This window comes from Mesorhizobium sp. BR115XR7A (genome assembly GCF_020165315.1).
Classification (GTDB): domain Bacteria; phylum Pseudomonadota; class Alphaproteobacteria; order Rhizobiales; family Rhizobiaceae; genus Mesorhizobium; species Mesorhizobium australicum.
Window position 1 is genome coordinate 99,570 of record NZ_JAIUHW010000011.1, and the last position, 21,088, is coordinate 120,657.

Sequence of the window (21,088 nt, forward strand, 5' to 3'; positions counted from 1 at the left end):
GGCGACAGGGGAGACGCAAGCATGAGCCAGGAACGGTCCGATACGCTGGTGCTCTTCGGAGCGACCGGCGACCTCGCCCACAAGAAGATATTTCCAGCGCTTTACCAGATGGTCGCCAAGGGCACGCTCACCGAACCGGTGATCGGCGTCGCCTTCGACGCCTGGGATTTGAAGCAGTTGCAGGACCGCGCCCGCGACGGCATCGTCCATGCCCTCGGCGCCGTCGATGAGAAGGTCTTCGCCAAGTTCGCGTCGCTGCTGCGCTATGTCAGCGGCGACTATCGCGATCCCACGACCTTCGAGAAGCTGAAGACGGCACTCGGCAGCGCCCAGCGGCCGCTGCATTACATGGCGGTGCCGCCGTCCATGTTCGAGACCGTCGTGCAAGGGCTGGAGCAATCCGGCACCGCGCATGGCGCGCGGCTGATGGTCGAAAAGCCGTTCGGCCACGATCTGCAGTCGGCACGCTGGCTGAACCGGGTGCTGCACCTGGTGTTCGACGAACAGTCGATCTTCCGCATCGACCACTATCTCGGCAAGGAGGCGATCCAGAACCTGCTCTATTTCCGCTTCGCCAACTCCCTGCTGGAGCCGATCTGGAACCGCAATTACGTCGAGAGCGTGCAGATCACCATGGCCGAGGATTTCGGCGTCGAGGGGCGCGGGCGGTTCTACGACGATGTCGGCGCCATCCGCGACGTCATCGAGAACCATCTGCTCAACATCCTGCTGCTCCTGGCCATGGAGCCGCCGGTCGGCCGCTCCGCCGACGACCTGATCGACGAGAAGGTGCAGGTGTTGCGCGCCATCCGGACATTGACGAAAGACGATGTCGTGCGCGGCCAGTTCACCGGCTATCTCGCCGAGCCCGGCGTGGCGCCGAACTCGCCGGTGGAGACCTTCGCGGCGGTGCGCTTCTTCGTCGACACCTGGCGCTGGCAGGACGTGCCGTTCTTCATCCGCGCCGGCAAGAACATGCCGGTGCATGTCACCGAGGTGGTGGTGCGGCTGAAACGGCCGCCGCTCGACGTCTTCGACCCGATCAAGCCCGCCGACCAGAATTACGTCCGCTTCCGCATCGACCCGCAGGTGATGATCGCCATCGGCGCCCAGCGCAAGGCGCCGGGCGACGACATGATCGGCGAGCAGGTGGAACTCACCGCGCTCGACGATTCGAAGGGCGACATGCCGCCCTATGAACGGCTGATCGGCGACGCCATGAACGGCAACGGCCAGCTCTTCACCCGCCAGGACGCCGCCGAACTCGCCTGGCGCATCGTCGGTCCGGTGCTCGGCGACACCACGCCGCCGCATCTTTACGAGCCGAAGACGTGGGGGCCAGCGGACGCCATGGCCGGCTTCGGGCCGCCCAATGGCTGGATCGACCCGGTCGCATGAGTGGAGGGGACGAGATGGCCAAGGTGGTTAAGAAGGCTGCGTCGGACACCGGGCAGGTAGTCCTTTCGATCGACATTGGCGGGTCGCACGTCAAGATCCTGACCAGCGACGGTGGCACCGAGCGCCGGACGGATTCCGGGCCTGACCTGACGCCAAGGCAGATGATCGACAAGGTAAAGAAGCTCGCCGACGGCTTGTCCTACGACGTCATCTCGATGGGCTATCCAGGCCCCGTGCGTCAAAACAAGCCGGTGCTCGATCCCATGAATCTCGGCAAGGGCTGGGCCGGCTTCGATTTCACCGCTGAGTTCGGCAAGCCGGTCAAGGTGGTCAATGACGCGCTGATGCAGGCCCTCGGGAGCTATGAGGGCGGGCGCATGCTGTTCCTCGGCCTCGGAACCGGCCTCGGTGCCGCGATGGTCCTCGACAATGTCGGCCAGCCGATGGAACTCGCCCACCTTCCCTACAGAAAAGGCCAGAGTTTCGAGGACTATGTCGGTGAACGCGGCCTCGTAAAGCGCGGCAAGAAGAAGTGGCGCGGTCATGTCTTCGACGTCGTCAACCGGCTGCGCGCCGCCCTGCAGCCAGACTATGTCGTCATCGGCGGCGGCAATGTCGACAAGCTGGACGAATTGCCCCCCGACTCCAGGCGCGGTGACAACACACGCGCCTTTGAAGGCGGATTTCGTCTGTGGCGCGACAAGGCCCTGATCGTCTGATATTATTACAGCTTAGTATAGTTGTTCAAAATGCCGTGTTGTGTCGCGGCGATAGATTGCATTGCGCAGATTTGCCGACTAGGAAGTCAGCCCCACTACATCGCGTCGCGCGCGACGCACGAAGACGACGCACTTTAATTTCGCGCATCATCCTTTTTGAAAACGGCCCCATTTTCGAGGTTATGCGCCATGGATGGAGGAAATAGATTGACCGACGAAAACAGCCACGCCAGCAAGACCCTCGACCTTCTCGAGCTGACGGCCCATATCGTATCGGCCTATGTCGAGAAGAACCGTCTGCCTGCGTCCGGCCTTCCCGAGCTGATCGCCAGCGTCAGCGCCTCGATCAGCGGGCTCGGCCAGCCGGTCGCCCCGGTGGCGCCGCCGCTGGTCCCGGCCGTCAACCCGAAGAAGTCGGTGACGCCGGATTTCATCATCTGCCTCGAGGACGGCAAGAAATTCAAATCGCTGAAGCGTCATCTCGGCGTCCATTTCGGCCTGACGCCGGACGCCTATCGCGCCAAATGGGGCCTGCCTTCCGACTATCCGATGGTTGCCCCCAACTACGCGGCTTCGCGCTCCGAACTGGCGAAGTCGATCGGCCTCGGCCGCAAGGCCGCCGTGGTCGCCCCCGTCAAAGGCAAGGGCCGGAAGGCCAAAGTCCCGGCCTGAGGCGATTTGGACGCTGAGCCAATTGTTAGGACGACTGGAATAGAAGCCTGCCGGCGAATTCGCCTTGGCAGGCTTCGTGCTTTTGTGGCTTGGATAACCTGGGACAAGACGATCTGGGGGAAGCCATGAACTACACCAGGATGGTGATCGAGAAAGAAGCGCCGGAGGAGTACGGTTACGACCGCATCCGTTACAACCTCTCCGAAAGTTCGATCGCCGATCAGAAACTCTCCGACATTGGCCTCTCGCTGCCTGATCTGACCCTCTTCTATGGCGAGCATCGCGGCGACAGGGAATTGCGCGCGCTGATCGCCGCGCAAGATGCCGGCATCGCGCCCGACGACGTGCTGGTCACGGCCGGTGCGGCCGGCGCGTTGTTCATCATCTCCACCTCGCTGCTCTCGGCCAGCGATCACCTCGTCGTCATCAGGCCCAACTACGCCACCAACATCGAAACGCCGCGGGCGATCGGCTGCGCCATCAGCTTTGTCGACCTCGCCTTCGACGAAGGCTTCGCCATCGACGTCGAGCGCGTCAGGGCCGCGATGCGGCCGAACACGAAGCTGATCAGCGTTACTTGCCCGCACAATCCGACCGGCACCATGATGAGCCGTGCCGAATTGGACGCGCTGGTCGCGCTCGCCGAGACCAGCGGCTGCTATCTGCTGGTCGACGAAACCTATCGCGATCTCTCCTATGGCAGGCGCCTGCCTTCCACGGCCACGCTGAGCAAAAAGGCCATCAGCGTCTCGTCGCTGTCGAAAGCCTTCGGCATTCCCGGCATCCGCATCGGCTGGCTGATCACCAGGGATGCGGCCCTTCAGGAGACATTTCTGGCCGCCAAGGAGCAGATCGGCATCTGCGGCAGCGTCATCGACGAAGGCATAGCGCGCGGCATGCTGGAAGGCCGGGACGCTTTCCTGGCAAAGCTGCAGCCCGAAATGGCCAGGCGCCGGGACATCGTCCAGGCCTGGATCGACCGCGAGCCGCTGGTCGACTGGGTGCGGCCCGAAGGCGGTGTCGTCGGTTTCCCGCGCCTCGATGTCGAACCCGGCTTCGACCTCGATCGCTTCTATGTCAGGCTGCTGGAAGATCACGGCACCTATGTCGGGCCCGGCCACTGGTTCGAAATGGAAAAGCGCTTCTTCCGCGTCGGCTTCGGCTGGCCGAGGGAGGCCGAGTTGAAAGGCGGGCTGGACGCGATTTCAGCTGCGCTGCGGCAGTAACTTCCGCGTGCTATCGGTGGTGCGGATCAAAAGTCCCTTGATCCGGATCTGATTTTAAAGCATATCCGCCCCGAACTTTACCAAGTTCCATTGGTCGAACAGCGCCCATTCGGGAAGTGCCCCGCGAGCCGATGCCCACCGCAACGGGGCCTCACTTCATGATACCAGAACAAACCTTGCCGGAGCAGCGCTATGCCGCTTTCCGGCACAGAGCCTTCCTCAGCTACTGGACGGCGCGCTTTCTCACCACTTTCGCGACCATGATCGTTTCGGTGGCCGTCGGCTGGCAGGTCTATGATCTGACGCGCGATCCGTTCGATCTTGGCATTGTCGGCATCGTCCAGTTCCTGCCGTCGCTGCTTCTGGTGCTGGTTACAGGTGTCGTCGCCGACCGTTTCGGCCGCCGGCTCATCATGACCTTGGCGACCTTGGTCGAAGGCGCCTGCGCGCTGGCTCTGCTGTTTTTGACCCTGCGCGGCCTTACAACCCCGCTCCCGATCTTCGCCGTGCTGGTCATGTTCGGCATTGCCCGCGCCTTCTACGGGCCGGCTTCGTCCTCCCTGTTCGCCAATCTCGTGCCGCAGCGCGATTTCGCCAATGCCATCGCCTGGAACTCCTCCGCCTGGCAGACCGCGACGATTGTCGGCCCGGTCGCCGGCGGCTTGCTCTATGGCGTGTCGGCGGAAGTGGCCTATGCGACGGCCGCAGTCCTGATGCTCGCCGCCGCGTTGCTGATCTTCACCATTCCCAAGCCCGCGCAACAGACCGCCACCGACAAGCCGACAATGGAGACGCTGTTTGCCGGCTTCCGCTACATCTGGAGCGAGAAGATCGTGCTTGGCGCCATCTCGCTCGACCTCTTCGCCGTGCTTCTGTCCGGCGCCTCGGCGCTGCTGCCGGTCTATGCGCGTGACATCCTCCAACTTGGCCCCTGGGGCCTCGGCCTGCTGCGTTCGGCGCCTGGGATCGGCGCCATCTGCGTCGCCGTCTGGCTTGCGGGCCATCCGATCCGCGACCGTGCCGGCAAGATCATGCTGAGCTTCGTGGCGGCGTTCGGCGCCTGCACCGTGCTGTTCGGCCTGTCGACGCTCACCTGGCTCTCGATCGTAGCACTTGCCCTGCTCGGAGCCACCGACATGTTCAGTGTCTACATCAGGGAGACGCTGATCCAGCTGTGGACGCCCGACGAGGTGCGCGGCCGCGTCAACGCCGTCAACCAGGTCTTCGTCGGCGCCTCCAACGAAGTCGGCGAATTTCGCGCCGGCACCATGGCGGCGCTGATCGGCACGGTTCCGGCGGTGGTCATCGGCGGCATCGGCGCCGTCGCGGTTGCCGGCCTGTGGGCCTATCTGTTCCCGGCGCTGCGCAAGGTGAGGCACCTCAAAGGACGAAACTGACGGGGCAGCGAATCTATGCTAAGCCGCCGCCGAACCAACCAAAGGACGACACAAGTGAGCGAACCGACCGTGGCCGAAGCGACCGAAAATATCTACGCGTCGCTCAGGGCGGACAATGCCGACATCGACGCCCATATCGCGACGCTCAAGGCAGCGCTGGCGCGAGAGGGGATAAAACAGGCGGTGTTCGATCCTGCCAAATTGGCGCAGAGCAACCGCTCGGGCCGCAAGTTGATGCAGGCTTATTTTCGGCAGCGCGGCGTGAGCGTAACGTTTTCGGACTAGTTTTTAGGCGTCGGCGGTTCAGAGCACCGGCCCGGCACTACCGCGCCACAGGCTCGCCAAAAATCGTGCGCAAAAACTCGTCGAGCCAGCGCTTCAAATGCATGTCCCAGATCAGCCGGCCGCCGAGATGGTCGCGGCCGGGCTGCGCACCGGGCAGCTCGAAGCGGTGGGCGCCGCGCACCACCCAGCGCTGCATCATCACTCGGGTCAGTTCGCCGTGGAACTGGATGCCCCAGGCATTATCGCCATAGCGGAAGGCCTGGTTGGGATAGGTCTCGTTCGTGGCCAGCAGCGTCGCGTCGCTCGGCAGCGAAAAGCCTTCACGATGGAACTGGTAGACCATCTCTGGCCAGTGCATCAGTTTCTTGCCGGCCTCGGTCGCTTTCAGGGGATACCAGCCGATCTCGACCAGCCCTTCGCCATGGCCCTCGACCTTGCCGCCGAGATGATTGGCCAGCATCTGCGCCCCAAGACAGATGCCGAGCAGTGGCCGGTTCTCCCTGAGTGGAACCTGCAGCCAGTTGGTCTCGCGACGGACGAACTCGTCCTCGTCATTGGCGCTCATCGGACCGCCGAAGACGACCGTGCCGGCGTGGCCATCCAGCGTTTCCGGCAAGGCGTCGCCGAGCGGCGGGCGGCGGATGTCGAGATCGAAGCCCTCTTCGAGCAGCATGTGACCGACGCGTCCGGGGCTCGAATTCTCCTGATGCAGCACGATCAGGACTTTTGGTTTCGACCTCGTCTGGCGCGGCATGGGACGGCGAAAATCCTATTCGTCCGAGGATGTTCCAGTGGCGCCCGGCGCGTGCGCCGCCGCCTTGCGGCGCGCCTCGACGCGATCGTGGCGTTCGACGCCGATCAGCTCGGCGACACGCCACACCGTGTTGTCCTCCAGCTCATGCAGCTCGCCATCGGCATAAACGATCTCCCACATCAGGCCGATGAACGCCTTGCGCCCCTCCGCGTCGAGGTGGCGCTTGAGCACGCTGGTGAAGGCGTAGAGGTCGATTGCCTCGTTGTCGGCCCGCTCGCCGGCGGCGGCGAGTGCTTCGAGTTCGGCGCCGCTGATCGAATAGCTTTGCGCCAGCACCGCCTTGAACCGCTCCCATTCGACATCCTGGCGCACGCCGTCGGCATTCATCACGTGATAGAGCAGCGCCGAGGCCGCGACGCGCGGATCGTCCGTGCTGGCATGGCTGCCGGAGCCGGCCGGCAAATCCCTGAGAAACGACAGAACGCGCTCGAACATCAATTCATTCCCAAACGGCCCAACGGCCTGCCCAAATCAAAACAGCCGGAACCGGCGTGTCGACTTTTCCGCCTCGTCGTCCGGATCGACGCCTGGATCGTCCGGCAGCCGCGCCAGTTCTTCCGCCGGCTCGACGGCCTCGGCGTCGGCGGGCACCGCGGCAAAGGCGGCGGCCGTGACCGGGGCGACATGATCCTCGCGGCTTTCGGCGTCTTTGCCCGTCGCCTCGTCGCCCGGTGCGGCGTGATCGATCACCTCGACCGGCCTTTCCGGCCTGCCCGGCGCCTCGATGGCCACTGCCGGGGCGTCCGGCTCATCGTGGCTGTCGATCAGCTGGCCAAGCCGCTCCATCGGCGCGCGCCATTCGAAGGCGTCGAGCCGGCCGGTGACCGGCGAGACCGGCGCCCAGCGCTCGGAGACGACGCCGTCGGCGACCCAGGCCGGATCGCGCGGGGCTCGCACCGCCTTGGACAGCAGCTGCCGCACCTTGCCCTGGTCGCCGGTCTCGGCCTCCTCGATGTCGGCGAGCAGCAGATAGGCGCCCTCGCGTCGGTCCATGCGGATCGCGGCCTCTGCCTCGCGGCGGGCGGTTGAAAAATCCTGCGCGTCGAGCGCGGCACGCGCCACCGTCATTGACGATTCAGCGTGGTTCTTCTTCATCTCCTGCAGCTTCTTTGCCCGGTTGAGCCGATCGAGCACGGCGTCACCCGGCCTCGCATGGGTGTAGAGCTCGGCAATCTCGGGATGCGGCTCGGCCTTCCATGCCGCTTCGAGGATCTTCGAACCCTTGCGCACGTCGTTCTGCCTGAACAGCGCCGCGGCGGCGGCAACGGCGGCGGGGGCAAAATCCGGCTGTAATCTGTTGGCCTCGATCGCCGCTGTCCTGGCAGCCGCGGGATCGCTGTCCGCAAGCGACTGCGCCTTGGCGGTCAACAGCACCGCGCGGCGGCGGTTGGCGGCGTCACGCTCGATCTGCCGCGTCGACTTCTGCGCGTCGACCAGTTTCAGCGCGCCATCCCAGTCGCCGCGCGCGGTCAGTTCCTCCAGCGTCGATTCGGCCGCCCAGGCCAGTTGCGGCGCCACTGCGGCGGCACGGCCGGCATAGTGCCGGGCGGCGTTGCGGTCACCCAGTCGTTCGGCTTCCAGGTAAAGCCCACGCAGGCCAAGCAGCCGCATTTCGGGATCGTCGAGCATGCTCTCGAATTTTTGGCGCGCGCCTTCATGGTCGCCTTCGAGCAGCGATGCCTGTGCCTCGAGCAGATGGATCAGCGGCTCCTGGTCGGAGCGGATCAGCTTGGCCGCTTCCTTGGTCTTCTTGCGGGCCAGCGCCCCGTCGCCGGCGCCGGCGGCGATCATGCCGGTCGACAGCGCCTGATAGCCACGGTCGCGGCGGCGCACGCGAAAATAGCGCGAGATGGTGTAGGGACTGTTCCACAGCGACTTGATGAGCCACCAGACAATCATCACCGCGGCGACGACAGCGACGACGGCAACCGCCGCCACCATGAGGCTCACCTGGTACTGATAGCCGTTGAAGGTAACGACCATGTCGCCCGGCCGATCGGCCAACCAGGCAAAGCCCAGCCCGAGCGCGAAGACGACGATGAGGAAGGCGAGCAGGCGGATCATCGTGTTGCCCTCATGCCTTCATCGCGCCGGAGATCAGCGCGTCGACCTGGCTTTCGACCTCGATGCGCGCCTTCAGTTTGCCGGCAAAGTCGGCGCCCGCGGCCTTCGCGGCTTCCGGCAGCGTGTCATATTCGCTGAGTGCCTTGGCATAGTCGCCCTGCGTGACCGCAACCTCCATGCGCGCCACGGTTTCCGGTGCGCCGGGGCCTTCGACGGCACCGATCGGCCGGACCTTGACCAGCGATTCAGCGCTCGACATCAGATTCTGAAGGAAGCCGGCATTCTGATCGACCGGCGTCGCGGCGGCGACCATGGCATTGGCGGCGGCATCCATCTGCGATGCGATCTCGGTACGGGTCGGCACGCCCTTTTCGGCATAGGGCCGCAAGGTCGCGAGTTCAGGTGCATTAGGCGAAATCGCGGCCAGCGTATCGAGTTCGGCTGAAAACGGCGCGCCGCGGTCGAGCGCCGCCTTCAGCGCCGAGGCCGCGATGGCGAGTGCGATCTTTGGCTGCGACGCCTGCGCATCGACCTTGCCGGAAAGCTGCGACACCGACTGCTCCAGTGCGGAGAGACGGCCTTCCTGTGCCTTCGCCGCCTCGCCCGTCGACTTCACCAGCGCATCGAGACCCGCCAGCTTTTCGTTGAGCGGGCCGAGATCGACAGGCGCCGCGCCGCCGGCCTTGCCGAGGGCGGCCATCGAGGTTTCGATCTGCTTGACTTTGTCGCCCATCGCGGCAAGCCCGGCATTGTCGCCCGCGCCCCCCTGTTCGACCGCCGATTTCAGCGCCGCGACATCGCTCTTGACCTGATCCAGCGCCGACGACAGGCCGTCGACCTTGGCCGATGCACCGCCGCTGCCGCCGGCTTCCCGCATATCCGCGATTTCGCTTTTCAACGAGGCGATCTCGCTCTTGACGCCGTCGAGCGAGACACCGGGAGCGGCACCCGGCGCACCGAGCAGGCCGGCAAATTGCAGGCCACCGGCCCCGACCAGGGCGATGACACCACCGATGATGCCGGCGGCGATGCCGTTGAGGCCGCCCCGCTTCGGCTGCGTGGCCATCGGTTCGCTCCTTGCATCGGCTTTACCGGAATCCGCCTTGGTCTCGGCGGTTTTGGCGGTTGCATCCTCGAAATTGTAGTCGGAAGCCTTGGCGCGGTTGGGAGGTGTATCCGAACCGGGATAAGGCATTTCCGGCTCAGTGGATTTGGCCTCGGCTTGCGGTGGCGCGTCGGTGCCAGGCTGCCCGGCGGCTGCATCGCCATGCTCCCAAGGTTCGAGATCCGCCTGATCGGCATGTACCGGCTCGTCGGGCGGCTCTGGCCGCGAGGCGTTCGCCGCTTCCTCGGCCTTCGCCTCGTCGGTCTGGGCGGTATTCTTGGCGGCATCCTCGTCGACGATGCGTGAGACGGCGCCCGGATCGAGATCGATGGTCACCGGCTCGCGGCGGCCTTTCGAGTGTCGCATCTTCGGCGTCTTGACCATGCAGGGGCTCCGCAAATTCGCTTCGTCTCAACGCCTGGCGGCGCGTGATGGTTCAGAAAGGGTCTAGCACATCACCAAGCGGTGAAAAGGGGCGGTGTGATGACGCGGGTCAGGGCCGTGCCCGCAAAAGTGCCAGCAGCGCCTCCTCGTCGGGCCGCGCGGCAACGTGCATTGCTTTGCCGGTGCCGCCGCCGAAAGCGGCGGCAATGCGCGCGGAAAGAGCGAAAAAACGTGTCTTTTCAAAGGCCTGCTGCAAGGTAAGTCGCCTGGCCAGTGTCTGCATTTCGGCAGCGGCCATGGCCGAATAGAGCAGCACCACATCGACGGATTGGCCGGATATCAGAGGAAGGATCGCTTCGTCCGAATAGCTCACCGCAAGCGTGTCATAAGTCTCGACGGCATGGGCCTGGGCGTGAGCTGCTTCCAGCTTCTGCTCGAAGGCGGGAAATCGCACGCGCCCGCAGAGATAGACGATTGTTTTGCCGGAAAACGCGATTGCCATGCCGTCGGCCAGCGCCTCGGCATCGCCGGGTCCCTCATTGACCGAGAGAAAGCCGGCTTTGCGCGCGGCCTCCGCGGTCCTCCTGCCGACAGCATGACAAGGCAACTTGGACAGCACCGCAATCAGATCTCTGGGGGCATGGCGCACCGCATTAGCGCTGGTGATGGCGACGGCTGCCACGTCTTCCGGAATCGCCTTGGCATCGACCGGCAACGCCATCGTCTCCGTCAAGGGCAGGAGAAGAGGCTCAAAACCCATCTCCTCCAGCTTTCGCGCGGTGCGCGACGCACCCGGCTCCGGTCTGGTGACCAGCACGCGGAGCATCTTCAGAGCCAGCCGTGGAAGAACTTTTCGCCGGCCTTGGCACGCGCCGTCCGCGCCGCTTCATCACCGATGCGGGCGGCGTCCTGTGCCAGCCCTTGTAGCTCGACCGCGTGCGACTGCGTGCCGTCGGGCGAGATGATCAGCCCGGCGAAAGAGAGCTTTCCGGCCTCGATCGCGGCATAGCCGGCGATAGGCGTGCGGCAGGAGCCATCGAGCGCCGCCAGGAAAGCGCGCTCGCAGGCGAGTGCCTGCCCGGTCGCCACATCGTGGATCGCCACCAGCATCTTCTCGACATCGCGGTCGCCGATCCGTGTCTCGATGCCGATCGCACCCTGGCCTGGTGCCGGCGGGAAGCTGTCCAGCGGCATCAAATCGGTGGCAACATCTTCCAGGCCCAGCCGCTTCAGGCCGGCATAGGCAAGGATGGTGCCGCTCGCGACCTCTTCGTCCAGCTTGCGCAGCCGCGTCTGCACATTGCCGCGGAACATCACCACGTCGAGGTCCGGCCGCATGCGGCGGATTAACGCCTGCCGCCGCAGCGACGAGGAGCCGACTTTCGCCCCTTGCGGCAGTTCCGCGATCGTCTTCGCCGCCCTGCCCACAAAGGCATCGCGCGCATCCTCGCGCGGCAGGAAGGCGGAGAGTTCCAGGCCGGGCGGCAATTGCGTCGGCATGTCCTTCGACGAATGCACGGCGATGTCGATCGCGCCGGCGAGCAGGGCTTCCTCGATTTCCTTGGTGAACAGGCCTTTGCCGCCAGCTTCCGACAGCGGCCGGTCCTGGATGCGGTCGCCGCTGGTCGAGATGACGACAACCTCGAACGCCTCCGCCGGCATGCGGTGCGCGGCCATCAGCCGCGCCTGTGTTTCATGCGCCTGCGCCAATGCCAGCGGGCTGCCGCGTGTTCCGATTTTCAAGATTGTTTGCATGGCGCGCGGTCCGTGATAACCCCCGGCTGGCTTTGCGTTTCCGGGCACTCTCCTAACGAGGAACGCCCTGACATACAATCTCTGGAGACAGCGACGAATTGATCCGCGTTCTGGGCATTGAGACGAGTTGCGATGAGACCGCCGCCAGCGTCGTGGCGCTGGAGGGCGATGCCGCGCCGAAAATCATGTCCAACATCGTGCTCTCCCAGATCGAGGAACATGCCGCGTTCGGCGGCGTCGTGCCGGAGATCGCCGCGCGCGCCCACGTCGAGGCGCTGGACGGGATTATCGAGGCCGCACTCGCCGATGCGGGCGTGGCGCTGGCCGAGCTCGATGCGATCGCCGCGACCGCCGGACCAGGCCTCGTCGGCGGACTGATCGTCGGCCTGATGACGGCTAAGGCGATCGCCGCGGCGGCCGGCAAGCCGCTGATCGCTGTCAATCACCTCGAAGGCCACGCCTTGACGGCGCGACTGACCGACGGGCTCGAATTCCCCTATCTCTTGCTGCTGGTCTCCGGCGGCCATACGCAGATTTTGGCCGTGCGCGGCGTTGGCGACTACCAGCGCTGGGCCACCACCATCGATGACGCGCTCGGCGAAGCCTTCGACAAGACCGCCAAAATGCTCGGCCTGCCCTATCCCGGCGGTCCCAATGTCGAGAAGGCAGCGCTGTCGGGCAATGCCTCGCGTTTTGCCTTCCCGCGGCCGATGAAAGGCTCGGCGCAGCCCGATTTCTCCTTCTCCGGCCTGAAGACCGCGGTGCGCCAGGCGGCGACAGCGATCGAGCCCTTGAGCGACCAGGATGTCGCCGACATCTGCGCCTCGTTCCAGGTGGCCGTCGCCGATGCGCTCGCCGACCGTGTTTCTCGCGCGCTGGAACGCTTTCGCGAAACATTCCCTGGCACGAAAAACCCGGCGCTGGTCGTCGCCGGCGGCGTCGCCGCCAACCGCACGGTCAAGACAACGCTGGAGCGGCTTTGCACCGACGCCGGTTTCAGCTTCGTCGCGCCACCACTGAAGCTTTGCACCGACAACGCGGCGATGATTGCCTGGGCCGGTATCGAACGCCTGCGAGAAGGCATGGCGCAGGAGAACGGCTTCGATTTCGTGCCGCGCTCGCGCTGGCCGCTGGACAGCGTCTCGGCGCCAATGGTCGGCTCCGGCCGTCGCGGAGCCAAGGCATGACCGATCGAGCCATGAAGGGTGGGGGTCCGGGCAAAAGCGGCTGGCATGTCGCCGTGCTCGGCGGCGGCGCCTGGGGCACGGCGCTGGCGCTGGCCATGCTGCGCGCCGGCCATACGGTGCGGCTGTTCGCGCGTGACCCTGAAACCGTGGCCGCGATCGGCCGGGGCGAGAACCCACGCTATCTCCCGGGCATCGCCATCGCGCCCGGCATCGAGGCGACGAGCGACATGGAGGCAGCCCTCACTGGGGCCGATTGCGTGCTGACGGTGACGCCGGCTCAGGCGTTGCGGGCCACGCTGGCCGCCGCCAGGGATCATATGCCGGCCGGCATTCCGCTCGTGCTCTGCGCCAAGGGCATCGAGCGCGACACCGGCGCCTTGTTGTCGGCAATCGCTGCGGAAATCTTGCCGCCAAACCCGGTCGCAGCGCTGTCGGGGCCGAGCTTTGCCAGCGATGTCGCCCGCGGCCTGCCAACGGCGGTGGTGGTGGCCGCCGGCGACGAGGCGCTTGCCGCCAACCTTGCCGCCCGATTTTCGGCTGAAAACCTGCGCTGCTATTCGAGCGACGACTTGATCGGCGTCGAGATCGGCGGCGCCTTGAAGAACGTCTTCGCCATCGCCGCCGGCGCTGTCACCGGGGCCGGGCTCGGCGCCAGCGCACAGGCGGCCATGGTGACGCGCGGCTTTGTCGAACTGCGCCGCATCGGTGCCGCCTTCGGCGCCAGGCCCGAGACCCTGATGGGGCTTTCCGGGCTTGGCGACCTGCTGCTTACCTGCTCGTCGGCGCAGTCGCGCAATTTCGCCTATGGGCTGGCGCTCGGACAGGGCAAGGCACTTTCCGGATTGCCGCTGGCCGAGGGCGTGCCGACCGCGGCGATCGCCGCCCGCATCGCCGCCGAGCGCGAAATCGATGCGCCGATCATCGCCGCGGTCGCCGCCATACTGGATGGCACCATCACCATCGGGCAGGCCGTGACGGCGCTGATGACCCGGCCGCTGAAGACCGAAACCAACGATTGATCCCACACTCTGAACCAATCACCCAGGAGAAAGACCATGCTGTTTGCTCTGATCTGCAAGGACAAGCCCGGAGGCCTGCAGGTGCGCCTCGACACGCGGCCCGAGCATGTCGCCTTTCTCGAAGGGCTGAACGGCGACAAGAAATTGGCCTTTGCCGGTCCGTTCCTCGACGCCGACGGCAAGCCCAATGGCAGCCTCGTGGTGGTCGAGGCGCCCGATCTGCCCAGCGCGCAGGCTCTGTCGGCCGCCGACCCGTACGCCAAGGCCGGCCTGTTCGAAAGCGTCGAAATCCGCCAGTGGAACTGGACGTTCAACAAGCCGGCGGCTAGTTAATTCGCGGCGCCCGCGACTGGGCCGCAAGGAGGAGAGAAAATGAACTACTGGCTGTTCAAATCCGAACCCTCGGTTTTCTCCTTCGAGGCGTTGAAGGCCAAGGGCAAGGCCGGCACCCAATGGGACGGCGTGCGCAACTACGCCGCCCGCAACAACATGAAGGCCATGCAGGTCGGCGATCTCGGCTTCTTCTACCATTCCAACGAGGGGCTGAACGTGGTCGGCATTGCCGAGGTCTGCGCGCTGGCCCATCCCGACACCACGTCGGATGATCCGCGCTGGGAGTGTGTCGACATCCGCGCCGTGAGGGACATGCCGAACCCGCCGACGCTGGAAGAAGTCAAAGCCAATCCGAAACTGGCCGAGATGGCGCTGGTGCGGCTCGGACGGCTTTCCGTGCAGCCGGTGACCCCGGCCGAATGGAAGGAAGTCTGCCGCATGGGCGGCCTGACGCCTGCGCCGTGACGGCACTTACACCCGATAGCGCCAAGCAATTCATTCTCGACAACACGGCGCTGATGGCGCCGCCGCATGTACCTGAGATTCGTCTCCACCTCGCCGACGAAGCGCATGATCTCTGGCAGAGGACAGAGGACGAACTTGTCGAGATCGGCCTGCCGCCGCCCTTCTGGGCGTTTGCCTGGGCGGGCGGCCAGGGCCTCGCCCGCTATGTCATCGACAATCCCGATATGGTCCGAGGCAAGCGCGTGCTCGACTTCGCCTCGGGCTCCGGACTCGTCGCCATCGCCGCCGCCAAGGCGGGCGCTGCCGAGGTAACCGCCGCCGACATCGACCCGTTCTGCGCCACCGCGATCCGCCTCAACAGCGAGGCCAACGGCGTCGGCATCGCGTTCCTCGGCACGGACTGTGTGGGCCCCGATGCGGGTTGGGACGTGGTCCTGGCCGGCGACGTCTTCTACGACAAACCCTTCGCCGACCGGCTGACGCCGTGGTTTTCGACACTCAAACGGCGTGGCGCCGACATTCTGGTCGGCGATCCCGGCCGGTCCTATCTGCCGCGATCGGGGCTGGAGCCGCTTGCCGTCTATCAGGTGCCGGTGACAAGGGCGCTCGAGGATGCCGAAGTCAAACGCACCACGGTATGGCGACTGCTTGACGCAATCGCCGAACAGGCGTTTCCATAAAACCGAACAGGAGGGGGAACTCATGGATTTTTCAGCAGTGAATTGGCTGGCGGTGATCGCCGCCGCCGTCTTGGCCTGGCTGTTCGGCGCCGCCTGGTACATGGTGTTGAGCAAGCCCTGGCTGAAGGCCGCCAGGCTCGATCCGGCGACGATGAAGAAATCGCCGCTGCCCTTCGTCATCTCCTTCATCGCCGAACTGCTGATGGCCTACATCATGGCCCTGGTCGTCGGCGCGATGACGGGTGGTGAGCCGACCTGGCTGGCCGGACTGATCTTCGGTTTCGTGCTTTGGCTGGGTTTTGTCGCCACGACGCTGTCGGTCAACCATCGCTACGAGAATTTCGGCTGGGACCTGACTGTCATTGACGGCGGTCACTGGCTTGGCGTGCTGTTGATCATCGGCGCGGTGATCGGCTGGTTCGGCGCCGCTGCAAGCTGACGGTGCGTTGACGATGGCGGACGAGTCCGGATTTCCCCGCGACCTGGTGTTCACCAGGATCTGCCACGTCAAGCAGGGCTATGACGACCGGCGCCGGCACATCGTGCGCGAGTTCGACCGGCGCGGCGTGCCGGTTACCTTCTACACCGACTGGGACCGTGCGGATATCACCCCGGAAATCCGTGCTGAATTGGTCGCCCCCGATTTTGTCCACCCGGCGCAGGTCTCGCTGGCGCTGAAGCATGTCGGCATCTGGCGCGACTTCCTCGAAACCGACCTGCCCTATTGCCTGGTCTTCGAGGATGACGTCTTCCTCGCGCGCGACTTCGTCGCCAAATTCCGGCAAGGGCTGGCCGAACTCGGCAGCCCGATGCGCAAGGCCGTCATCTATTTCGGCAACGGCAGCAACTACTACACGCCGAGCTGGAAATTGCGCAGGGGTCAGAGGCTCTACCCGGCACTGCATGCCAGGTGCGCGGATTCCTATCTCATCACCCGTCCGGTCGCCGAAGCCCGTTGTGCCTGGATCGATCAACACAAGATCTACACCGTGATCGACCACCAGATCGAACAGATGGACGAAAAGCTGGGCGTTGAGATGCTGTGGTTCGAGCGGCCAATCGTCGAGCAAGGCAGCGAAAACGGCGCGTTCCAGACTTCCGTCGCCGGAAAAATGCAGCCGCTGCTCTACAAGAAGCTAAAATGGAACGTGAAGAAATACCGACGCATGATCTTCGGCCACAACGCCCGGTCCTGAAGGTCTAAAGTTTGTCCGTCGTTCGCGTCCTGGAAACTTCCTCTAGGATCCATTCGCGGAAGGCGACAATGCGGGGATCGTCGGCCATGGCCTGGGGATAAACCAGGAAATAGGCATATTCCGGCGCAACCCTGATGCTGAGTTCGAAGGGCCGCACCAGCCGGCCCTCGGACAGGTCGTTTGCCACCATGGCGAAATCGGCGAGCGCGACGGCATTGCCGTCGAGCGCCGCCTGGACCGCATCCGTCGATGTGCCGAAGACCACGGTGCGGCTGTCGTCGAAATCGTTGATGCCGGCCGCCGCCATCCACATGCGCCAGTTCGGCCATGTCACGCCCTGTCGGGCCCATTCGATATGGGCAAGCGTGTGGTTGAACAGGTCGCGCGGCTCGCGCAGGGGCGGCCCCGATGTCAGGAGGCCCGGACTGCACACCGGAATGATGATGTTGTCGAACAGGCGGTGTGCGCTGAGCCCCGGATATTTGCCGGCGCCGAAGCGGATGCCGACATCGACGTCGTCGAGATCGAAATCGCGCAAGCCATAGGCGATGTCGAACCTGAGTTCGATGCCCGGCCGCTGCTGGCGGAAATTCTCGACGCGCCGCATCAGCCATTTCGCCGCGAACTGCGCGTCCAGCGTCACCTTCAGGAATTCGGTGCCGCGCGCCATCTTGCGCGCCCGCATCACGGCGCGGCCAAGCAGGTCGAGCGTGTCGGTCGCCGCCTCGTAAAGCACCGTGCCCGCCTCCGTCAGCCGGATGGTGCGGCTGGTGCGGGTGAACAGCACGATGCCGAGCTGATCCTCGATTTCCTTGATCTGGTGGCTGACGGCGGCAGGCGTCAGGCCGAGCTCGTCGGCGGCGCGGGTGAAGTTGAGGTGCCGGGCCGCCGCCTCCAGCGTCCTGAGCGCCCGCGTTCCCGGCAAGAGCGCTGCCATCAGCGTGCGGCCTGATCGAAGCGGCTCATGGAGCCTTAATCCTCAAATAAAACTTGATGATCAGACAAGAACTACTCGTTTCCCGTTGGTTTTTCAATACGGCATGATTGCAGCATCAAAGACACCATCAAACCGGATTTGATCTCCGGGGAATACGGATCACCTCATGTCTCACATCGCTCTTCGCCCTGCATACATCGCCCGGCCAGACTGGCTGTCGGCTGCCCGTACCTGGCTGCGGCAGGCCAGGGTCGCGGTCAACCTTCCTCACCAGAACGTCGAGGACCTCTCCGATCGCCAGTTGCGCGATATCGGGGCCGGCCGCAGGGACATCGCCCGGGCCATGGACCGCGAGACAGGCCGGTTGGGCCTTCTCGACATCGGCTGGCAGCGGAACAGGAAGGGATAAGCGAGCAGGGGAATAGGATGATACAGTTTGAGCGTGTCTGCTGCCGCTGAAGACTTCCCTATTCCCTATCCCCCCTATCTCACCACCCTTACCACCGTCCGGTCCGACAGCAGCGGCAAGAGCCGCGCCATCGTGCGCGCGGTCACCGCCACGCAACCTTCCGTCGGCGTGAAGCCGGGACGCGCCAGATGGAAGAAGATGGCGCTGCCGCGCCCGCGCCGGCGCGGCGCGATGTTCCAGTCGAGCACCAGGCAGGCGTCATAGAGCCGGTCGTCGCGCCGCATGCGTTCGTGGCTGGCGCCGTAGGGAATCTTGACCGGCCTGTTATAGTTGCGGTCGTCAGGCACTTCGCACCAGCCGAGGTCCGGCCCGATCGGCGCCATCGCCAGCCGCGTTCTGCGCCCGGCGGCAAACTGATCTCCCCGGAAATAGCCCGTCAGTATGCGCATCGAAGCGAGCGGCGTGGCACCGTCGCCTTCGCGCTTGCCGGCCGAGATGCCGCCACGCCCCAGCGCGCACGCAAACACCGTTTTGCCGGCCTGCAGCAGGCCCTGGCTTGGATGGCCGGGCCGAGCCCGCACGGTCAGCACGCGCAGCCCTTTTGCCAAAATTGCGCCGGCTGCATTGCGATCGCGTTTTTTCTTGTATGATCGTGCCACGGAACAAATCACTGTGATCGGCTATTGTGCCGGCCAGCTTCCGCATAAATACGCAGCGGTCAACTGAATTCACTTTTCAAAACAACGGATTGATCCATGACCTCACGTACCATCCTGATCGTCGATGACGATGACGACCTGCGCGGCACACTGGTCGAGCAACTGTCCCTCTACGAGGAATTCGATGTGCTGCAGGAAGCGACTGCGGCAAAAGGCGTCACCGCTGCGCGCGGCGGGCTCATCGACCTGCTCATCATGGATGTCGGTCTGCCCGACATGGACGGCCGGGAGGCGGTGAAGATCCTGCGCAAGGGCGGCTACAAGGCGCCCATCATCATGCTGACCGGCCACGATACCGATTCGGACACGATTCTGGGTCTCGAGGCCGGCGCCAACGACTATGTGACCAAGCCGTTCCGCTTCGCGGTGCTGCTTGCCCGTATCCGGGCGCAACTGCGCCAGCATGAGCAGAGCGAGGACGCGACCTTCTCGGTCGGCCCCTACACCTTCAAGCCCAGCCAGAAACTGCTCATCGACCAGCGCGGCGGCAAGGTGCGGCTGACGGAAAAGGAAGCCTCGATCATCAAGTATCTCTATCGCGCCGACCAGAAGGTGGTGACCCGCGACGTGCTGCTGGAGGAAGTGTGGGGATACAATTCCGGCGTCACCACGCATACCCTGGAAACCCATGTCTACCGTCTGCGCCAGAAGATCGAGCGCGATCCTTCCAATGCTGAAATTCTTGTGACAGAAAGCGGCGGCTACAAGCTGGTTCCTTAAACATTTCACCATTCAAATGAGCGGTTCGGGCGGGGCCGCTTTCGGGTACGATCCTGTTGGAGGGGGATTCTGGGACCGTACCGCAGAGGAGGGATTGGACTGACCGTTCGGGGACACAGCTAGATGGCGCTGGATGACGACATCCGCATCCTGTCCGCCGTGAGGCTTTTCGAGGGCTTCACGCAGGAACAATTGCGCCTGCTCGCCTTCGGTGCCGAGACCACTTTGGTGCAGGCCGACCACAAGCTTTATCGCGAGGACGATGTGGCCGACTCGGCTTATGTCGTGGTCAGCGGGCGTATCGTGCTCTATCGCGAGCAGGATGGCGAGCGCATCCCGATCAGCAAGGTCGGCCCAGGCACGATGCTTAGCGAGCTGGCGCTGATCGCCGATACCAACCGGCTGACCAGCGCCTCGGCCGAAATCGACTCGGAAGTGATAAGGCTGAGCCGCAAGATGTTCCGGCGCATCCTGGAGGAATACCCGGAATTGGCGGTGAAGCTGCATCAGCGCATCTCCGAGGAATTCCACGACATGATCCGCCGCATCGAGGAATTGGCGCCACGATTTTCGGGTTGACCTGGCATTTGACGCCGCAGGTGTCGAGATTCAGGTCAGGCCGAGGCGAAAACGGCGGATTCCGAGAAGCGTACTTAAAGTACGTGAGCACAGTTCTACTGCGACGTAGTAGAACTGGGAAGCGCAGCAAGCCGCCGTTTGCAGGCCGGCTTCACCTGAATATCGATAAACCTAATCCAAGTCGAACCGGGCAATAACTGGCACATGGTCCGACGGCCGGTCCCAGCCACGGGCGGCTCTAAGGATCTCATAGCCGGCAAAACTGGGCACCAGGTTTGGCGACGACCAGACATGGTCGAGCCGCCGGCCGCGATTGGACGCCTCCCAATCCTGCGCCCGGTAGCTCCACCAGGTGTAGAGCTTCTGTTCCGGTGGCACGTTGTGCCGCATCAGGTCGACCCAGCCGCCGGCGCGCCGCATCGCCTCGAAGTTTTCGGTCTCGACCGGCGTGTGGCTGACCACGTTGAGCAGTTGCTTGTGCGACCAGACATCATGCTCCAGCGGCGCGATGTTGAGGTCCCCGACCAGCACCGACGCCGACACCTCGCCGTGTTCGGCCCGGATGGCGTTCATCTCGGCGACGAAATCGAGCTTGTGCCTGAACTTCCTGTTGATCTCGGGATCCGGCTCGTCGCCACCCGCGGGCACGTAGAAATTGTGCACCAGGATGGTCTGGCCGCCGGCCTGTACCGTCACCGACAAGTGCCGGCTGTCCTCGATGTCGCAGAAGCGGCGCTTTTCGACCACCTCGATCGGCCGCCGCGCCACCGTCGCCACGCCGTGATAGCCCTTCTGGCCATGGAACGCGATGTAGGGATAGCCGACCTTGCGAAAGGCTTTTTCGGGAAAGAGCTCGTCCGGGACCTTGGTTTCCTGCAGGCAGAGCACATCGGGCGCGTACTCATCGAGCAGGCGTTCGACGATCGGCATGCGCAGGCGCACGGAGTTGATATTCCAGGTGGCGATCGAAAAGGGCATGCGGAGGGGTCCGGCAGGAGATCGCCATTCTACTGCCAGTCGCGCGC

Annotated in this window: 25 protein-coding genes; 16 read left to right on the forward strand and 9 right to left on the reverse strand. The window is 64.6% G+C overall.

What is annotated here, in order from left to right:
• The first annotated feature begins 21 nt into the window (after nt 1-21).
• The 6 genes from zwf to LB557_RS22950 all read left to right on the forward strand — a co-directional run bounded on the left by zwf (nt 22) and on the right by LB557_RS22950 (nt 5,697).
• Nucleotides 22-1,398 carry a glucose-6-phosphate dehydrogenase gene (gene zwf / locus LB557_RS22925; RefSeq protein WP_224642635.1) on the forward strand — a complete coding sequence of 459 codons (1,377 nt, stop codon included), beginning with the start codon at nt 22-24 and terminating at the stop codon, nt 1,396-1,398.
• 14 nt (nt 1,399-1,412) lie between these two features.
• Complete coding sequence (locus LB557_RS22930) at nt 1,413-2,117, forward strand: ROK family protein (protein WP_015315077.1); 705 nt, start codon at nt 1,413-1,415, stop codon at nt 2,115-2,117.
• A 189-nt stretch (nt 2,118-2,306) separates the two neighbouring features.
• Nucleotides 2,307-2,789: a MucR family transcriptional regulator gene (locus tag LB557_RS22935; RefSeq protein WP_224642633.1), complete on the forward strand. Its 483-nt coding sequence runs from the start codon at nt 2,307-2,309 to the stop codon at nt 2,787-2,789.
• Between the two features lie 125 nt (nt 2,790-2,914).
• Entirely contained in the window at nt 2,915-4,015 is a 1,101-nt protein-coding gene (locus tag LB557_RS22940) for an aminotransferase class I/II-fold pyridoxal phosphate-dependent enzyme (RefSeq protein WP_224642631.1), read from the forward strand.
• Between the two features lie 158 nt (nt 4,016-4,173).
• Entirely contained in the window at nt 4,174-5,412 is a 1,239-nt protein-coding gene (locus tag LB557_RS22945) for an MFS transporter (protein ID WP_015315074.1), read from the forward strand.
• A gap of 15 nt (nt 5,413-5,427) precedes the next feature.
• The gene (locus LB557_RS22950; protein WP_051041236.1) at nt 5,428-5,697 is read left to right on the forward strand and encodes a hypothetical protein; all 270 of its coding nucleotides are present in this window, start codon (nt 5,428-5,430) and stop codon (nt 5,695-5,697) included.
• Nucleotides 5,698-5,734: 37 nt separating this feature from the next.
• Here LB557_RS22950 and LB557_RS22955 read toward each other — a convergent pair whose 3' ends face one another.
• The 6 genes from LB557_RS22955 to hemC form a co-directional block, all read right to left on the reverse strand.
• Complete coding sequence (locus LB557_RS22955; protein ID WP_224642629.1) at nt 5,735-6,451, reverse strand: glutamine amidotransferase; 717 nt, start codon at nt 6,449-6,451, stop codon at nt 5,735-5,737.
• A 15-nt stretch (nt 6,452-6,466) separates the two neighbouring features.
• Nucleotides 6,467-6,946 carry a TerB family tellurite resistance protein gene (locus tag LB557_RS22960; protein ID WP_015315071.1) on the reverse strand — a complete coding sequence of 160 codons (480 nt, stop codon included), beginning with the start codon at nt 6,944-6,946 and terminating at the stop codon, nt 6,467-6,469.
• A 36-nt stretch (nt 6,947-6,982) separates the two neighbouring features.
• Nucleotides 6,983-8,575, reverse strand: a complete 1,593-nt coding sequence (locus tag LB557_RS22965; RefSeq protein WP_224642628.1) for a heme biosynthesis protein HemY — start codon at nt 8,573-8,575, stop codon at nt 6,983-6,985.
• A 10-nt stretch (nt 8,576-8,585) separates the two neighbouring features.
• On the reverse strand, nt 8,586-10,064 hold the full coding sequence (locus LB557_RS22970; protein WP_224642627.1) for a COG4223 family protein: 1,479 nt from the start codon (nt 10,062-10,064) through the stop codon (nt 8,586-8,588).
• Nucleotides 10,065-10,173: 109 nt separating this feature from the next.
• Nucleotides 10,174-10,890 (reverse strand): uroporphyrinogen-III synthase, encoded by a 717-nt coding sequence (locus tag LB557_RS22975; protein ID WP_224642626.1) that lies wholly within the window; start codon nt 10,888-10,890, stop codon nt 10,174-10,176.
• A 2-nt stretch (nt 10,891-10,892) separates the two neighbouring features.
• The gene (hemC, locus tag LB557_RS22980; RefSeq protein ID WP_224642625.1) at nt 10,893-11,819 is read right to left on the reverse strand and encodes a hydroxymethylbilane synthase; all 927 of its coding nucleotides are present in this window, start codon (nt 11,817-11,819) and stop codon (nt 10,893-10,895) included.
• Between the two features lie 101 nt (nt 11,820-11,920).
• Between hemC and tsaD the strand changes: the two genes are divergently transcribed.
• The 7 genes from tsaD to LB557_RS23015 are packed head-to-tail and all read left to right on the forward strand — an operon-like array spanning nt 11,921 to nt 16,699.
• The gene (gene tsaD, locus LB557_RS22985) at nt 11,921-13,006 is read left to right on the forward strand and encodes a tRNA (adenosine(37)-N6)-threonylcarbamoyltransferase complex transferase subunit TsaD (protein WP_224642657.1); all 1,086 of its coding nucleotides are present in this window, start codon (nt 11,921-11,923) and stop codon (nt 13,004-13,006) included.
• Nucleotides 13,003-14,025: an NAD(P)H-dependent glycerol-3-phosphate dehydrogenase gene (locus LB557_RS22990; protein ID WP_224642624.1), complete on the forward strand. Its 1,023-nt coding sequence runs from the start codon at nt 13,003-13,005 to the stop codon at nt 14,023-14,025. Before tsaD ends, LB557_RS22990 begins: the two co-directional genes overlap by 4 nt.
• 36 nt (nt 14,026-14,061) lie before the next feature.
• The gene (locus tag LB557_RS22995) at nt 14,062-14,358 is read left to right on the forward strand and encodes a YciI-like protein (protein ID WP_140874593.1); all 297 of its coding nucleotides are present in this window, start codon (nt 14,062-14,064) and stop codon (nt 14,356-14,358) included.
• A 39-nt stretch (nt 14,359-14,397) separates the two neighbouring features.
• Nucleotides 14,398-14,823 (forward strand): EVE domain-containing protein, encoded by a 426-nt coding sequence (locus LB557_RS23000; protein ID WP_140822785.1) that lies wholly within the window; start codon nt 14,398-14,400, stop codon nt 14,821-14,823.
• Nucleotides 14,778-15,503, forward strand: a complete 726-nt coding sequence (locus LB557_RS23005; RefSeq protein WP_224642623.1) for a class I SAM-dependent methyltransferase — start codon at nt 14,778-14,780, stop codon at nt 15,501-15,503. The genes LB557_RS23000 and LB557_RS23005 overlap by 46 nt, the downstream gene beginning before the upstream one ends.
• 22 nt (nt 15,504-15,525) lie before the next feature.
• On the forward strand, nt 15,526-15,942 hold the full coding sequence (locus tag LB557_RS23010; RefSeq protein ID WP_140822789.1) for a DUF1761 domain-containing protein: 417 nt from the start codon (nt 15,526-15,528) through the stop codon (nt 15,940-15,942).
• A 13-nt stretch (nt 15,943-15,955) separates the two neighbouring features.
• Nucleotides 15,956-16,699: a glycosyltransferase family 25 protein gene (locus LB557_RS23015; RefSeq protein WP_224642622.1), complete on the forward strand. Its 744-nt coding sequence runs from the start codon at nt 15,956-15,958 to the stop codon at nt 16,697-16,699.
• Nucleotides 16,700-16,703: 4 nt separating this feature from the next.
• On the opposite strand, the gene gcvA is transcribed toward LB557_RS23015, so the two are convergent.
• Nucleotides 16,704-17,636: a transcriptional regulator GcvA gene (gcvA, locus tag LB557_RS23020; RefSeq protein ID WP_140719770.1), complete on the reverse strand. Its 933-nt coding sequence runs from the start codon at nt 17,634-17,636 to the stop codon at nt 16,704-16,706.
• Nucleotides 17,637-17,802: 166 nt separating this feature from the next.
• On the opposite strand from gcvA, the gene LB557_RS23025 reads away from it, so the two are divergent.
• Nucleotides 17,803-18,045: a hypothetical protein gene (locus tag LB557_RS23025; protein ID WP_140618370.1), complete on the forward strand. Its 243-nt coding sequence runs from the start codon at nt 17,803-17,805 to the stop codon at nt 18,043-18,045.
• Between the two features lie 74 nt (nt 18,046-18,119).
• Here the strand turns inward: LB557_RS23025 and LB557_RS23030 are convergent, their stop codons facing one another.
• The gene (locus LB557_RS23030) at nt 18,120-18,656 is read right to left on the reverse strand and encodes a L,D-transpeptidase (RefSeq protein ID WP_181166327.1); all 537 of its coding nucleotides are present in this window, start codon (nt 18,654-18,656) and stop codon (nt 18,120-18,122) included.
• 144 nt (nt 18,657-18,800) lie between these two features.
• On the opposite strand from LB557_RS23030, the gene LB557_RS23035 reads away from it, so the two are divergent.
• Complete coding sequence (locus LB557_RS23035) at nt 18,801-19,484, forward strand: response regulator transcription factor (protein ID WP_015315056.1); 684 nt, start codon at nt 18,801-18,803, stop codon at nt 19,482-19,484.
• A 123-nt stretch (nt 19,485-19,607) separates the two neighbouring features.
• Nucleotides 19,608-20,063 (forward strand): Crp/Fnr family transcriptional regulator, encoded by a 456-nt coding sequence (locus LB557_RS23040; RefSeq protein WP_224642621.1) that lies wholly within the window; start codon nt 19,608-19,610, stop codon nt 20,061-20,063.
• 171 nt (nt 20,064-20,234) lie between these two features.
• Here the strand turns inward: LB557_RS23040 and LB557_RS23045 are convergent, their stop codons facing one another.
• Nucleotides 20,235-21,041 (reverse strand): exodeoxyribonuclease III, encoded by an 807-nt coding sequence (locus LB557_RS23045; protein ID WP_224642619.1) that lies wholly within the window; start codon nt 21,039-21,041, stop codon nt 20,235-20,237.
• Nucleotides 21,042-21,088: the final 47 nt, after the last annotated feature.

Excerpts from the sequence above, each read along its gene's own strand:
- zwf (WP_224642635.1), top strand. The coding sequence starts at position 22 with ATGAGCCAGGAACGGTCCGATACGCTGGTGCTCTTCGGAGCGACCGGC.
- LB557_RS22930 (WP_015315077.1), top strand. The coding sequence starts at position 1,413 with ATGGCCAAGGTGGTTAAGAAGGCTGCGTCGGACACCGGGCAGGTAGTC.
- LB557_RS22935 (WP_224642633.1), top strand. The coding sequence starts at position 2,307 with ATGGATGGAGGAAATAGATTGACCGACGAAAACAGCCACGCCAGCAAG.
- LB557_RS22940 (WP_224642631.1), top strand. The coding sequence starts at position 2,915 with ATGAACTACACCAGGATGGTGATCGAGAAAGAAGCGCCGGAGGAGTAC.
- LB557_RS22945 (WP_015315074.1), top strand. The coding sequence starts at position 4,174 with ATGATACCAGAACAAACCTTGCCGGAGCAGCGCTATGCCGCTTTCCGG.
- LB557_RS22950 (WP_051041236.1), top strand. The coding sequence starts at position 5,428 with ATGCTAAGCCGCCGCCGAACCAACCAAAGGACGACACAAGTGAGCGAA.
- LB557_RS22955 (WP_224642629.1), bottom strand. The coding sequence starts at position 6,451 with ATGCCGCGCCAGACGAGGTCGAAACCAAAAGTCCTGATCGTGCTGCAT.
- LB557_RS22960 (WP_015315071.1), bottom strand. The coding sequence starts at position 6,946 with ATGTTCGAGCGCGTTCTGTCGTTTCTCAGGGATTTGCCGGCCGGCTCC.
- LB557_RS22965 (WP_224642628.1), bottom strand. The coding sequence starts at position 8,575 with ATGATCCGCCTGCTCGCCTTCCTCATCGTCGTCTTCGCGCTCGGGCTG.
- LB557_RS22970 (WP_224642627.1), bottom strand. The coding sequence starts at position 10,064 with ATGGTCAAGACGCCGAAGATGCGACACTCGAAAGGCCGCCGCGAGCCG.
- LB557_RS22975 (WP_224642626.1), bottom strand. The coding sequence starts at position 10,890 with ATGCTCCGCGTGCTGGTCACCAGACCGGAGCCGGGTGCGTCGCGCACC.
- hemC (WP_224642625.1), bottom strand. The coding sequence starts at position 11,819 with ATGCAAACAATCTTGAAAATCGGAACACGCGGCAGCCCGCTGGCATTG.
- LB557_RS22990 (WP_224642624.1), top strand. The coding sequence starts at position 13,003 with ATGACCGATCGAGCCATGAAGGGTGGGGGTCCGGGCAAAAGCGGCTGG.
- LB557_RS22995 (WP_140874593.1), top strand. The coding sequence starts at position 14,062 with ATGCTGTTTGCTCTGATCTGCAAGGACAAGCCCGGAGGCCTGCAGGTG.
- LB557_RS23000 (WP_140822785.1), top strand. The coding sequence starts at position 14,398 with ATGAACTACTGGCTGTTCAAATCCGAACCCTCGGTTTTCTCCTTCGAG.
- LB557_RS23005 (WP_224642623.1), top strand. The coding sequence starts at position 14,778 with ATGGAAGGAAGTCTGCCGCATGGGCGGCCTGACGCCTGCGCCGTGACG.
- LB557_RS23010 (WP_140822789.1), top strand. The coding sequence starts at position 15,526 with ATGGATTTTTCAGCAGTGAATTGGCTGGCGGTGATCGCCGCCGCCGTC.
- LB557_RS23015 (WP_224642622.1), top strand. The coding sequence starts at position 15,956 with ATGGCGGACGAGTCCGGATTTCCCCGCGACCTGGTGTTCACCAGGATC.
- gcvA (WP_140719770.1), bottom strand. The coding sequence starts at position 17,636 with ATGGCAGCGCTCTTGCCGGGAACGCGGGCGCTCAGGACGCTGGAGGCG.
- LB557_RS23025 (WP_140618370.1), top strand. The coding sequence starts at position 17,803 with ATGTCTCACATCGCTCTTCGCCCTGCATACATCGCCCGGCCAGACTGG.
- LB557_RS23035 (WP_015315056.1), top strand. The coding sequence starts at position 18,801 with ATGACCTCACGTACCATCCTGATCGTCGATGACGATGACGACCTGCGC.
- LB557_RS23040 (WP_224642621.1), top strand. The coding sequence starts at position 19,608 with ATGGCGCTGGATGACGACATCCGCATCCTGTCCGCCGTGAGGCTTTTC.
- LB557_RS23045 (WP_224642619.1), bottom strand. The coding sequence starts at position 21,041 with ATGCCCTTTTCGATCGCCACCTGGAATATCAACTCCGTGCGCCTGCGC.